The 12,185-nt window shown below is 71.4% G+C and carries 12 protein-coding genes; 4 read left to right on the top strand and 8 right to left on the bottom strand.

Going from position 1 to position 12,185, the window contains the following annotated elements:
- The 5 genes from ABZX22_RS44475 to ABZX22_RS44455 form a co-directional block, all read right to left on the bottom strand.
- Positions 1-240 (bottom strand): hypothetical protein (locus tag ABZX22_RS44475; RefSeq protein ID WP_354923216.1); only part of this gene is annotated, 240 nt, incomplete at its 3' end.
- Between the two features lie 1,238 nt (positions 241-1,478).
- On the bottom strand, positions 1,479-2,165 hold the full coding sequence (locus ABZX22_RS44470) for a TIGR00266 family protein (RefSeq protein WP_354923213.1): 687 nt from the start codon (positions 2,163-2,165) through the stop codon (positions 1,479-1,481).
- A 318-nt stretch (positions 2,166-2,483) separates the two neighbouring features.
- Positions 2,484-3,872 (bottom strand): RNA polymerase sigma factor, encoded by a 1,389-nt coding sequence (locus ABZX22_RS44465; RefSeq protein WP_354923210.1) that lies wholly within the window; start codon positions 3,870-3,872, stop codon positions 2,484-2,486.
- 171 nt (positions 3,873-4,043) lie between these two features.
- Positions 4,044-4,379, bottom strand: a complete 336-nt coding sequence (locus tag ABZX22_RS44460; protein ID WP_354923207.1) for a hypothetical protein — start codon at positions 4,377-4,379, stop codon at positions 4,044-4,046.
- A 51-nt stretch (positions 4,380-4,430) separates the two neighbouring features.
- On the bottom strand, positions 4,431-5,582 hold the full coding sequence (locus ABZX22_RS44455; RefSeq protein ID WP_354923204.1) for an AMP-binding protein: 1,152 nt from the start codon (positions 5,580-5,582) through the stop codon (positions 4,431-4,433).
- A 51-nt stretch (positions 5,583-5,633) separates the two neighbouring features.
- Here ABZX22_RS44455 and ABZX22_RS44450 point away from each other — a divergent pair, with 51 nt between their 5' ends.
- Both ABZX22_RS44450 and menD read left to right on the top strand, forming a co-directional pair.
- A complete protein-coding gene (locus ABZX22_RS44450; protein WP_354923201.1) occupies positions 5,634-6,560 on the top strand; it encodes an o-succinylbenzoate synthase in 927 nt (308 codons plus the stop codon).
- Positions 6,557-8,215, top strand: coding sequence for a 2-succinyl-5-enolpyruvyl-6-hydroxy-3-cyclohexene-1-carboxylic-acid synthase (menD, locus tag ABZX22_RS44445; protein ID WP_354923198.1), 1,659 nt, complete (start codon positions 6,557-6,559; stop codon positions 8,213-8,215). Before ABZX22_RS44450 ends, menD begins: the two co-directional genes overlap by 4 nt.
- A 38-nt stretch (positions 8,216-8,253) precedes the next feature.
- Here the strand turns inward: menD and ABZX22_RS44440 are convergent, their stop codons facing one another.
- Entirely contained in the window at positions 8,254-9,114 is an 861-nt protein-coding gene (locus tag ABZX22_RS44440; RefSeq protein WP_354923195.1) for a hypothetical protein, read from the bottom strand.
- A gap of 195 nt (positions 9,115-9,309) precedes the next feature.
- Here ABZX22_RS44440 and ABZX22_RS44435 point away from each other — a divergent pair, with 195 nt between their 5' ends.
- A complete protein-coding gene (locus ABZX22_RS44435; RefSeq protein WP_354923192.1) occupies positions 9,310-9,897 on the top strand; it encodes a TetR/AcrR family transcriptional regulator in 588 nt (195 codons plus the stop codon).
- A gap of 229 nt (positions 9,898-10,126) precedes the next feature.
- Here ABZX22_RS44435 and ABZX22_RS44430 read toward each other — a convergent pair whose 3' ends face one another.
- Positions 10,127-10,522, bottom strand: a complete 396-nt coding sequence (locus ABZX22_RS44430; protein ID WP_354923189.1) for an NUDIX domain-containing protein — start codon at positions 10,520-10,522, stop codon at positions 10,127-10,129.
- A 135-nt stretch (positions 10,523-10,657) separates the two neighbouring features.
- On the opposite strand from ABZX22_RS44430, the gene ABZX22_RS44425 reads away from it, so the two are divergent.
- Positions 10,658-11,311: a DedA family protein gene (locus tag ABZX22_RS44425; protein WP_354923186.1), complete on the top strand. Its 654-nt coding sequence runs from the start codon at positions 10,658-10,660 to the stop codon at positions 11,309-11,311.
- On the opposite strand, the gene ABZX22_RS44420 is transcribed toward ABZX22_RS44425, so the two are convergent.
- Positions 11,255-11,995 (bottom strand): GntR family transcriptional regulator, encoded by a 741-nt coding sequence (locus ABZX22_RS44420; protein WP_354923183.1) that lies wholly within the window; start codon positions 11,993-11,995, stop codon positions 11,255-11,257. The genes ABZX22_RS44425 and ABZX22_RS44420 overlap by 57 nt on opposite strands.
- Positions 11,996-12,185: the final 190 nt, after the last annotated feature.

Here is a 12,185-nt window from a genome sequence, read left to right as displayed (position 1 = left end):
GGTGGAGCCGATGATCGCTTGGTTCGCCGCAGGAGGGCAGTGCACGAATACCCGGACCGTGTCGCTCTGGCGTGGCCGATAGGGCAGCACCTGGAAGGTTGTGCGGTTCTTCAACGCGGCCGGGATGGGGTCGCCGGCGCTCATCCGGATACCCGAGGACGGTGCGTGGACGACCTCCGCGGCCGCGCTCGGGCCCAGCACCAGGACGGCGACCGCTCCCATGCCGATGACGGAACGCATATGTGCCTCCTGCGTACGTGCGCCGGGCGGTGCCGAGGTGTCTGCCCGGTGATGGAACGCAGGCAATGGTGGACGGCCGGGCAGGTCCGGCGAAGACACTTGGAAACCCGTCCTGACCAGGCTGTTCGCCTTATTATGTCGGGCGCGTACCGAGGGGGAGGGCGCCACGCCGACACGCACCGCCGCCGGCCACGTCTCGGTGACGAGCAGCACCTACAGGAGCTGCTGCCCGACAGTAGCGACGAAGACGACCCGTGGGAGCCGTCACCGCCCGACTTCTCGCGGCTCGACGAACAGCCTCATCCGGATGGGCGCAGCGCGTAGACCTCACTGACATCGTGTCCGCGCGGCCTCACTGACATTCCATCCGCGTCCAACACCTGTCGGGTCGCCGGCGCTATGCCGCCATGCCGCCCCTGGTGCTCGGCGCCCACCCGCCGACGTCACGGCGAGCGAACCCGCCCGTTGTCGAGGCTGGCGCCCAGCAGCCGGTGTTCGAAGGTGTGCAACCGTTGCCGTGCCGCATCCATCCTCCAAGTCCAGTCGGAGGAGTGATCATGCAAGGCGCTGCCCACCCACTGCAAGACGGAGACGCCGAACCTTTCCGTCCCGGACGAAAAGGAAGGGGGCAGCAAGATAGGCGATCAGGGGCCTTGATCGCGTGCGTCGTCCGGCGCGGCACCGCTGGAACCGCTGGTCGATGGTTGTCCCCTGCGGGGTTGCTCCGCCGAGGAAGGCCGTGGGCGGCCGGCGGGAGCGGCCGCTTATTCGGCGCGCTTGACCGGCTTGACGATCAAGCGCTGACGAGGGCCCGAGGGGAAGACCGGCGATGGCACGACGACGGACCCGCCAAACGCAGCCGCGCCCGCATCGTGTCGGCCCGCTGCGCTTCGATGACTTCGCGTTGGCGGCGATCAGGATCGCCGCCAACCGCTCCCGTCTGAGCGTCATCGCCTACGTCGCCGAGACGGCGGTGGCGGTTGCTGAGGAGCGCCTGGTGCCCGTTCCCGTCGACCGCGGGCAGATGCGAGCTCGCGTCGAGCTCAACCGGATCGGGCGGGCGCTCGACGAGCTCGCGGGCGTTCTAGCCCCGCCGCGACGGCGAGCTGCTGCAGTGCCTGGCGGACGTACGGGCGCAGGTGACGCCCGCCGTATGGCGTGTGGAGGCCGCTGCCGACACTGTGGCCGGTTTCCGCCGGTGAGCACCAGGGCTTCCCAGTGTGGCTCCGCCGGCCTGCTCAGTCGCGGCTGAACGGCAGCATGGCCGTCAGCCAGTTGGTCAGCTCGGTGGGATTCCTGGTCTGGGTGTAGACGCGTCCGGGCCCGGTGAACTCGAAGACCAGCCCCTCGCCCGACTTGAGCGACTGGATCGTCTTGCCCTCGACGGCGCGGCGCAGATCGCTCCGCACCGTCTCCTCATAGGCCACGACGTGCCCGGAGTCAACGATCACCGACTCTCCAGTGGCCAGTTCGACGGCCTGAAGCGCTCCGTAGCAGCCGAGGATCACCTGCCCCGAGCCCTCGGCGCGGATGAGGAAGCCGCCCTCGCCGCCGATCAGGTTGGACATGCCACCCCACTTGGTCTTGATCTCGACCTGGTCGGTCGAGGCGAGCCAGGACCCTCGGGTCAGCATGAGGGCGACGTCGGGCCGGACGGGGACGGCCATGGTGTCGCCGGGTAGGTGGTGGGCCACATCGACCCAGCCGCCGCCGGGCGGCGCGATGTAGCGGGTGACGAACAGCGACTCGCCGCCGAAGGCGGAGCGCGCCAGGCCGCGCAGGAGGCCGCCTTCGACTTTGGCTTCGAGCTCGACGCCCTTGCTCGTCATGAGCATGGCGCCGGATTCGACGCGAATGGTTTCGCCGCTGGCGAGATGGCAGCGGGCGACGGCGAATGATCCAGGGAATCTGATATCGATCTGCATGCCGTCAATCTGGTGTGGCCGCCTAATGAGCGCGTTGACGATCTATATACAAGACATCGTTATCGCGGCGGCGAGCGCCGGACTCATCCCCGAACGTCCAGACCGAAACCACGTGACATAGCCCACCTCGACGCCCGGCACGTCGGTGATCGCGTTCCAGCGGCCGGGCCGACCGTCCAGGACGATCGGCAGGTCACGGGCTCTCATCCGGTTCGCCTCAGGTCCGGACCGGCGGGGGCGGTACGGGCGTCCGGCGTGCAGGAAAAGGGAACGCCCGGCACCTCACGGGTAGTGCCAGGCGTTCGCTCGTGGTGGGGGTCAGCTGGCCCAGTCGAGCAGGGGCCGGGTGTTGCTCGGGTGGCGCAGCTTGGACAGGGACTCCTTCTCCAGCTGGCGGATCCGCTCGCGGGTGAGGCCCAGGTGCTTGCCGATCTCGTCCAGGGTGTGCGGCTTGCCGTCCACCAGGCCGAAGCGCAGCGCCATGATGCGCGCCTCGCGCGGCGACAGGTTGTCCAGCACGCCGCGCAGCTGGTCGCCCAGGAGCTGGCGGTCGACGATCTCCGACGCCTCGGGAGAGTCGACGTCCTCGATCAGGTCGCCGATCGTCGTCTCGCCGTCCTCGCCGATCGTGGCGTTGAGCGAGATGGGCTGGCGGCTGGTGCGCAGCAGCTCCTCGATCTGGTCGGGCGTCTTGTCCAGCTCGACGGCCAGCTCCTCCGGCGTGGGCTCGCGCCCGAGGCGCTGGTGCATGTCACGCTCGACACGCGACAGCTTCGACAGCATCTCCAGCACGTGGACCGGCAGCCTGATGGTGCGCGCGGAGTCGGCGAAGCCACGCTGGATGGCCTGCCTGATCCACCACATCGCATACGTCGAGAACTTGAAGCCCTTGGTGTAGTCGAACTTCTCCACCGCGCGGATCAGGCCGAGGTTGCCCTCCTGCACCACGTCAAGCAGGGCCATGCCCCTGTCGGTGTACTTCTTGGCCACCGAGACGACCAGGCGGAGGTTGGCCTCCAGCATGTGGTCCTTGGCGCGCCTGCCGTCCTCGACGACCATCTCCAGGTCGGCGCGGTAGGCGAGGGACAGGTCCGGCTCGCTGTCGAGCTTGTACTCGGCGTACAGGCCTGCCTCGATGCGCCGGGCCAGATCGACCTCCTCGGCGGCGGTCAGCAGCGTACGGCGGCCGATCGACTTGAGGTAGGTGTGGACCGAGTCGCCCATCACCGACTGGTTGTCGTCGAGGTCGAGCGACTCCTCCTCCTCGAGCTCCACGTCCTCGGCGGCCAGCTCGAGGTCCTGCGGGGCGTCGAGCTCCTCGGCGGGCAGGTCGGCCTGCTCGGGCACGGCGACGGCCTGCTCGTCCGACGTGGCGGCCTTCGCGCGGGTCTTGGCGCCCGTCCTGGTGGTGCCGCTCTTCGCGGTGCCGCTCTTGGCGGGGGTGCTCTTCGCGGTGGCGCTCTTCTTGCGCGTGGTGGTCGCCTTCTTCGCGGTGGCTGTCGTGCCGAGCGCCGGCTCGTTCTCGGCGGCCAGGCTCACCCCGGCCTCCGTGAGCCCGCGCAGGATGGAACGGCCCTCGTTCGGGCTGATCCCCGCTACGGCAAAAGCCTCCCGCAGCTCCGCCAGCGAAAGGTGACCCTGAGCTCGCCCTCGGTCAAGGAGCTGGTCGAGGGTCGCGGGCGAGGTCGCCACGGCGGTTCGGGGCATGAGGACACCTCCTCCATACGGAGTCGCAGTCAGTTCAAAGTTTGTGGTGGGGCGGCTCTGGCCGCTCTGCGCACCAGTATCAATAACGCCATCCCCGGCCATTTGTTCCCGCGAAGGAGGAAAAAACGGACGACCGCCGGAGCCGGCGGCCGCCCGTCGGACACCTGTCGCCTAGTTGTCCACGTCGTTGAGCTGGCCGGTCGCCTCCGGCATGGGCATCGGCTCCGCGCCCTCCATGCGGCTTTCGGTCCAGTAGTCGACGGCCTCCTGCGGGTTCTGCTCGACGTCGTGGGAGACCACCGTGTCGTCGTCGGGTGTCTCGTTGGTGGTGTCGTTCGTCTCAGCGGGCCGGCCGGAGGGCGCCGGTGTGTTGTTCACCACGACCGTCGTCTCCTGACTCACCTTCTCGAGCCTGCCCGCGGAGGCGGCCGCCGCGATGGAGACGCCACCGGCGACGATCACGCCGACGGTCACCGCGGACACCCACGTCTTGCGGGATGGGTTCATGAAGGTCTCCTCCTTCTGCCGGCTGCTCCTATAAGACGCAGCCGGCAGGCGTCAGGTTCCGGTGCGAAGCGCCGCGAGATCGGTTTTACCATTCGGCAGCAGCGGAAGTGCGGACACAAGCCGCAGCTCGCGTGGCGCGGCGTAGGCGGGGAGCCGGTCGCGGGAGAAGGCGCGCAACTGGGTGAGCGTCGGCGGCCGGCGAGGGTCGGCGGGCACGACGACGGCGACGACCGCCTGCCCCCACTCCGGATGCGGGCGGCCCACCACGGCCACGTCGGCCACCTCGGGATGCAGGGCCAGGACACCCGCGACCGAGGCGGCCACCACCTTCTCGCCGCCGGTGTTGATCACGTCGTCGGCCCGCCCGACCACGCGGAGCCCGCCGTTCTCGATGGCGCCCAGATCGGAGGTGACGAACCAGCGCCCGTCGAGCGGGCTGTCGCCGAAGCGGTATCCGGCCAGCAGGACGGGGCCCGCCACGAGGATCCTGCCGTCCTCCCGGATCTTCAGATCGACCCCGTCGAGCGGCCGGCCGTCGTAGACGCAGCCGCCGCTGGTCTCGCTGCTGCCGTACGTCGTGACGACCCTGGCGCCCGACGCCCGCGCCGCCTCCAGCAGGCCCGGCCGCGGCGCGGCACCGCCCAGCAGGACGGTCTCGAAGACGCCCAGATCGGCGCCGAGCTCCAGCAGGCGGTGGAGCTGGGTGGGGACCAGCGAGACGTGCGCGGCGCCCGAACCGGCCACCGCCCCGGCGTCGAAACGGTCATGGATGATCGGCTCGGTGCCGTTGAGCAGCGACCTGACGAGCACCTGCAGGCCGGAGACATGGGAGGGCGGCAGGCAGCACAGCCAGCGCCCGCCCGGCCCCGCCTCCAGCCTGCGCAGGGACGCGGCGGCCGAGGCCTGGAGCGCGGCGGCGGTCAGCATGACGCCCTTCGGCGTTCCGGTGCTGCCCGAGGTGGCGATGACGACGGCCACCTCGGCGGGCACGCCGGGGCCGTCCGCCTGCCGTACCCCGTCGACGGTCTCGATCTCGCTCGGCCGCAGGGCTGCCAGGGCCGCGCCCGCGTGATCGGGGGACAGGGGCAGCACGGCGGGCCCCTCGCCCGACAGCGCCGCGGCGACCGCCTCGAACAGCCTGCGCCCCGGCGGGAGCACGAGCGCCCGCAGGGGGCGGTCCGGATGCGACGGGTTCCTCCACATGCTCGTAAGGTTAGTGGCGACGAACGAGGTGACAGCGGGGAAGGTGCGTGGATGGGTTCTGGGCCGAGGGTCTTCCGGATCCCGATGCGCACCCGCTTCCGCGGCCAGACGGCACGCGAAGGCGTGCTGATCGAGGGCCCCGCCGGGTGGGGCGAGTTCTCCCCCTTCCCCGAGTACGGGCCGCGCGAGTGCGCCCGCTGGCTGGCCTGCGCCCGCGAGGCCGCCTTCGACGGCTGGCCCGCGCCCGTGCGTTCCCGCGTCCCGGTCAACGCCACCGTCCCCGCCGTCTCCGCCGAGCGCGCCCACGAGCTGGTACGGCAGGCGGGATGCCGCACCGCGAAGGTCAAGGTGGCCGAGCAGGGCCAGAGCTTCGCCGACGACCTCGCCCGCGTCGAGGCGGTCCGCGACGCGCTCGGGCCCTCCGGCAGGATCCGCGTCGACGCCAACGGCGCCTGGGACGTGCCGACGGCGGTACGGCACCTGCGCGCCCTCGACGCCTTCGACCTGGAATACGCCGAACAGCCCTGCGCCACGCTCGACGAGCTGGCCGCCGTCCGGCGGGCCGTCGACGTGCCGATCGCGGCCGACGAGTCGATCAGGCGCGCCGACGACCCGCTGAAGGTGCGCGCCGCCGAGGCCGCCGACATCGCGGTGGTGAAGGTGCAGCCGCTGGGCGGCGTGCGCGCCGCGATGCGGGTCGTGGAGGCGTGCGGGCTGCCGGCGGTGGTGTCGAGCGCGGTCGAGACCTCGGTCGGACTGGCGGCGGGCGTAGCCCTGGCCGCCGCGCTGCCCAGCCTGCCGTACGCGTGCGGGCTGGGAACCATGTCGCTGCTGTCGGGAGACGTGGTGGACGACTCCCTGACCCCCGTCGACGGGTTCTTGCCGGTCTCCCGCCCGTCAGTGGATCATTCGCTCTTGTCTGAGTTTGAGATCGAGTCGCCGTCGTGGCTGCGGCGGATGCAGGAGGCGGACCTGTGAACCCGGCTACCGCGCTCGCCACCGTGCTGGTGGACGAGCTCGTCCGGTGCGGCCTGACCGATGTCGTGATGGCACCCGGGTCCCGTTCGGCCCCCCTCGCGCTGGCCCTCCACGCCGAGTCGCGGGTGCGGCTGCACGTGCGCATCGACGAGCGGTCGGCGTCCTACCTGGCGCTGGGCCTGGCCCGCCGGTCCGAGCGGCCGGTGGCGCTCATCTGCTCCTCTGGCACCGCGGTGGCCAACTTCCACCCCGCCGTCATCGAGGCGAGCGAGTCCGGCGTGCCGCTGCTGGTCCTGACCGCCGACCGGCCGCCCGAGCTGCGCGGCACCGGCGCCAACCAGACCATCGACCAGCTGAAGGTCTTCGGCGCCGCCGCCCGGTGGTTCGCCGAGGTCGGAACGCCCGAGGAACGCCCCGGGCAGGTCGCCTACTGGCGCTCGCTGGCCGCCCGCGCCTACCAGCGCGCGCTCGGGCCGTCCGACCCGGGCCCCGTGCACCTGAACCTCGCCTTCCGCGAGCCGCTCATCCCCGACGGCGACACCTCGTGGGTCGAGTCGCTCGACGGCGACACCGCCGGCTCGTGGGTGCGGGCCCGCGTCGCACCGCCGCCCGTGGCCCTGCACCTGCCGCCGACCAGGCGCGGCGTCCTCGTCGTCGGCGACGGGGCGCCCAACGTGCGGCGCTACGTCGCCGCCGCCGGCATGGCGGGCTGGCCGGTGCTGTCGGAGCCCAACGGCGGCGGCCGCTACGGCGACCACGCCATCTCCACCTACCACTTCCTGCTCGGCACGCCGTCCTTCGCCGACGCCCACCAGCCCGACGTGGTGGTGACGCTCGGCCGTCCGGGGCTGTCCAGGCCGCTGCTGTCGTGGCTGCGGCGGGCCGAGGAGCACATCGTCGTGGCCACCGACCTGGCGCGCTGGCCCGACCCCACCCGGTCGGCCACGCAGGTGGCGCAGGCCGTCGAGATCCCCGTCGCCGCGGGCGACGACGCCTGGCTGCACTCCTGGCGGCGTGCCGACGCCGCGGCCAGGATCGCCATCGACGCCCTCCTCGACGACAGCGGCATGACCGAGCCGCGCATCGCCAGAGACCTGGCCGACTCCCTGCCGAACGGCGCGCTGCTGTTCTGCGGCTCCTCCATGCCGATCAGGGACCTCGACCAGGCGATGCGGCCGCGGCGCGGGCTACGGCTGCTGGCCAACCGGGGCGTGTCGGGCATCGACGGGCTGGTCTCCACCGCCATCGGGGCGGCCCTGGCGCACAACGGGCCCTCCTACGCGCTGCTCGGCGATCTGACGTTCCTGCACGATCAGAACGGGCTGATCCTCGGGCCCCGGGAACCGCGACCCGACCTGTGCCTGGTCGTGGTGAACAACGACGGCGGCGGGATCTTCTCGCTGCTGCCCCAGGCGGGCATCCGCGACCCGTTCGAGCGGGTGTTCGGCACGCCGCACGGGGTCGACCTGGAGTACGTGGCCGCGGCCACCGGGACGCCGTACCAGCTGGTCGAGGACATCTCCGACCTGCCCAAGGCGATCCGCGGGGAAGGGCTGCGCGTGGTGGAGGTCCGCACGCGCCGGGAGGCGAACGCGGTGCTGCACGCGCAGCTGAGAGAGGTCGCGCAGGCGGCCGTCCGCGACGCCGTCGGCTGATCGGGTGCCGCGTGACGCCGTCCAAGGCCACCAGGCCGTCACCGCCGCGTCAGCCCCCGCACCACCGGAACACCCGTACCAGAGTCGAGCACCAGGCGGTCGCCGAGCGGTCGCGCGAGCGTGACGGTGATCGTGGCCGTCTTGAGTATCGCGGGGCAGACCCCGCCGGAGCCCTCCTCGTCCACGTCAACCACCACCAGGTGGTCGCTCTCGTAAGCGCGCGCCCCGTGAATGCTGTCGCAGGCGCCGTAGCCGTACTGGAGCAGCAGTTCGTGCGGCCTGTCGGGCACGAGGTCGAACGACGTCACCTCTTCGATCCCTCCCGGCAGGCGCTCGGGGCGGGCGGTGACGGCCGACGGGGCAACCGCGACGTGCACGTACTTCTGCTCGACCCCCTTGACGGTGAACAGCCAGGCCGGCACCCGGATCGTGCCGCGGCTGGTCTTCAGCGGCACCTCGCCCAGCTCTGCGCCGGTCACCAGGAGGGGGCGGCATCCGTCGGCCGGGCACTCCTCCTCGATGAGGTCGGCCGGCTTGCTGAACGTCGCGTACGCGCTCGCCGCCGTGATGAGTGGCACCTGCGAGAGCGAGCCGTCCGGCCATCGCACGCCCGCGTGGGCCGGGGAGCCGGCGGGTAGCGGGGCGGCCAGCCTCCATACGCCGTTGTGCGCGCTCCTGTTCACCCAGGCCGGCACGCGGCGCACGCGGGCCCATCCCCGCGGGTTCATCACTTCCAACGGAACGAACCCGTCGCGCCACGCCTGGTCGTCGGCCGATCCCTGCCAGCGCTCCGCCACCTCTCGGGCGCGTTCCTCGAACCCGCGAGGCGAGACCCGATGGGACCAACTGCAGGAGGACAAGAGCAGCACCAGGGACAGGTACGCCATCGCCCTTCGCACGAGACCCCTCCTCCGCCGCCGTGACCGTGTCGACTTCGAGGGTGGCGCGCCCGATCCTCCGTCTGTCCGGCGAGCGGAAGCCGTCGCTCGACCGAAGCAGACCGGATCTCCCATAGGTGGGGGGTAGGCGACGCCGTACGAAACCCATCCTGTGCCAGTCAGCATAAGATATGAGCGATAGCATAGGAGGGTGGCGTGACAACGCGACGAGAGCAGACTAGCCAGGAGAGCCGTGAGCTGATCCTCTCGGCCGCGGCGGAGTTGTTCGCCGAGAAGGGGTACCGGCAGACCACGTTCGCCGACGTGGCGGAGCGGTCGGGGATCAGCAGAGGCTCGATCCCGTGGCACTTCGGCAGCAAGGAGGGGCTGCTGCTGGCCGTGCTCGAACGCTCGGTGGACCTGGTCCGCGGCGGGTTCCCGGCGGAGTCGGAGAAGGGAGAGGTGGGCTTCGACCGCCTGGGTGAAGGCGTCGACCTGCTCCTACGGCTGCCCACCTCGAGGCTGTTCGTCACGCTGCTGGTGGAGGCGCTGGAGCCTGGCTCGCCGATCCAGGGCCGCTACGTCGAGATCCACGACACGTTGCGCGACCATTGCAGGAGATGGCTGGAGCGGTTGCCGTTGCCGCCCGGCATCTCGGCCGAGACGCTGGCCGTCACGCTGGTGGGCGCCGTGATCGGCATCCACCAGCAGTGGCTGCTCGCGCCCGACCGCGTCGACCCGCAGGCGGCTGTCGCCTGCCTCGGGCTGCTGGTCACCGGCATGACGCCGGGGCCCTCCGCCTGAACCGGCACTCGGCGTGGGTGAACCTCGAAGCCTCGCTGTTCCACGCTTGTCTGGCCGATGACCTGCCTCGTCGGCGGACCCCGGATCGCGAAGCCCTCTGGCGGCGCACTGTCGGGGCATGGCTTGACGGAGATCGCGCTGCCGCGGCGCGGCCGGCGCAGGCGGTCGGCGCGCACGCCGCCCCGTTCCGCGCCGTCCTCGGGCACGTGGGGCGGGCCGTGGTGGTCCGTCAGGGGATCAGCAGGCCCTGCGTGTGGAGGGTGTCGAGGACCAGCCGGTTGGCGGCGGAGACGCGGTCGCGGTCGGCGTGGGTGAGCCAGGCGATCTCCGCGATCTCTGCCTGCGGCGTGAGGGTGCCGGAGTAGTCGGCGGTGTAGCAGGTCATCCGTACGGTGACATCCGTCTTGCCGTGCGCCGGCGCCTCGTAGGTGCCCACGTGGTGAAAGGTCTCGGGGACCAGCGAGACGGTCAGCTCCTCGGCGATCTCCCTCAGGAGAGCGTCGACGTCGGTCTCGCCGGGCTCGCGCTTTCCGCCGGGCAGGTAGAAGGCGTCCATCCCATGGGAACGGGCGCCCAGCAGCCTGCCGTCCTCCAGGAGGACCCACGCGACCTTGTCGATCACCATCTGTCCCCTCCCCATGATCGTCGTGCTGCGAGGGTTTGCGCAGCTGGCCGACCTGTTCCGCTCGTCACCAGGGTAGTCCCTGCCCGGTGCGCCGGCCTGTGCCGACAAGTTCCCTCCACTGGTTAAGGTGGCCGGATGCATATCGACGAGTGGCTGCAGGCGATCCCGCCGGTGTGGATCTGTGCGATGGTCGGCGTGGTGATCGGGCTGGAGAGCGTGGGCATCCCGCTGCCCGGGGAGATAGTCCTGGTCAGCTCGGCCCTGCTGTCGGCCAAGGGCGTGGTGGACCCCGTCTGGGTGGGAGCGTGCGCCAGCGTGGGGGCGATCGTCGGCGACTCGATCGGGTACGCCGTCGGCCGCAGGGGCGGCAAACGGCTCTTCGTCCGGCTCGGCAGGCGCTTCCCCAAGCACTTCGGGCCGCACCACATCGCCAAGGCCGAGCACTACTTCCACCGGTACGGCATGTGGACGGTGTTCTTCGGGCGCTTCATCGCCCTCCTGCGCATCCTGGCCGGGCCGCTGGCGGGGGCCCTGCGCATGCCGTACTGGAAGTTCCTGGTCGCCAACGTGCTGGGCGGCGTCGTCTGGGCGGGCGGCACCACGGCGGTGATCTACTACCTGGGGATCGTGGCCGAGAAGTGGCTGAAGGGGTTCTCGTGGGCGGGGCTCGGCGCGGCCGTCCTGTTCGGGATCGCCACCACCTGGTACGTCAAGAGGAAGGCGAGCAGGGCCTCAGCGCTCGATGAGGGTGACCTCGAGGGAGTAGTGCGAAGCCCGGTAGACGTGTGAGCCGTGCTCGACGGCCTTGCCCTGGTCGTCGTAGGTGGTGCGGACCATGGTCAGCAGCGGCGCGCCCCTGCGCTCGTCGAGCAGCTTGGCCTCGGTCGTCGAGGCGGCGCGGGCGCCGATGCGCTGGTTGGCGACGCGCATGCGCACCCCCGCGGCGCGCAGCAGCTCGTACAGCCCGCGACCCTGCAGGTCGTCGGGAGTGAGCGGGGCCAGACCGACGGGCAGCCAGTTGTGCAGCAGGGCCAGCGGCTCGCCCGCGGCGAAGCGGAGCCGTTCGAGATAGAGTGCCTCGTCACCGGGGGACAGGCCGAGGACCTGGGCGACCTGCTCGTCGACCGGTCGCGGCTCCAGGGCGAGGACCTCTGTGGCGGGCTCCTGCCCGGAGCGGCGCAGGTCGTCGTAGAGGCTGGTCAGCTCGACCGAGCGCTTGACCTGGCCATGGACGACCTGGGTGCCGACGCCGCGCTTGCGGACCAGCAGGCCCTTGTCGACGAGGTACTGGATGGCCTGGCGGATCGTCGGCCTGGACAGGCCCAGCCGGTCGGCGAGCAGGATCTCGTTGTCCAGCCGGGAGCCGGGGGCGAGGTCGCCTCGCCGGATGGCCTCGGCGATCTGCTCGGCTACCTGGAAGTACAGGGGGACGGGGCTGGAGCGGTCCAGATCGATCGCCAGGTTCGCGGTCATGTGATCAGGTTAGCGAGGTCAGAATGTCCTGACAAATCTTTCCTCGATGTCGCCGGAACACAGGCACCCGGCGGGTGCGCGCCCGGCCGGGGGCGCGCCTGGTGGAGCCGGGGCCGGCGGAGGCGCGGCCGGCGAGGGTGCGGGCGCGGGGGCACCTGGGGGCGGGGGGCCGGCCCGCGGGGGCGCGGGC

Source organism: Nonomuraea sp. NPDC003804 (genome assembly GCF_040610675.1).
Lineage (GTDB): Bacteria > Actinomycetota > Actinomycetes > Streptosporangiales > Streptosporangiaceae > Nonomuraea.
Note: the sequence above shows the minus strand (reverse complement) of the source record. Positions and strands in the feature narration are given on the sequence as shown.

What these genes read in the sequence shown, in the direction of transcription:
- ABZX22_RS44470 (WP_354923213.1), bottom strand. Translation starts at nt 2,165, where the DNA reads ATGCAGATCGATATCAGATTCCCTGGATCATTCGCCGTCGCCCGCTGC.
- ABZX22_RS44465 (WP_354923210.1), bottom strand. Translation starts at nt 3,872, where the DNA reads ATGCCCCGAACCGCCGTGGCGACCTCGCCCGCGACCCTCGACCAGCTC.
- ABZX22_RS44460 (WP_354923207.1), bottom strand. Translation starts at nt 4,379, where the DNA reads ATGAACCCATCCCGCAAGACGTGGGTGTCCGCGGTGACCGTCGGCGTG.
- ABZX22_RS44455 (WP_354923204.1), bottom strand. Translation starts at nt 5,582, where the DNA reads ATGTGGAGGAACCCGTCGCATCCGGACCGCCCCCTGCGGGCGCTCGTG.
- ABZX22_RS44450 (WP_354923201.1), top strand. Translation starts at nt 5,634, where the DNA reads ATGGGTTCTGGGCCGAGGGTCTTCCGGATCCCGATGCGCACCCGCTTC.
- ABZX22_RS44430 (WP_354923189.1), bottom strand. Translation starts at nt 10,522, where the DNA reads ATGGTGATCGACAAGGTCGCGTGGGTCCTCCTGGAGGACGGCAGGCTG.
- ABZX22_RS44425 (WP_354923186.1), top strand. Translation starts at nt 10,658, where the DNA reads ATGCATATCGACGAGTGGCTGCAGGCGATCCCGCCGGTGTGGATCTGT.
- ABZX22_RS44420 (WP_354923183.1), bottom strand. Translation starts at nt 11,995, where the DNA reads ATGACCGCGAACCTGGCGATCGATCTGGACCGCTCCAGCCCCGTCCCC.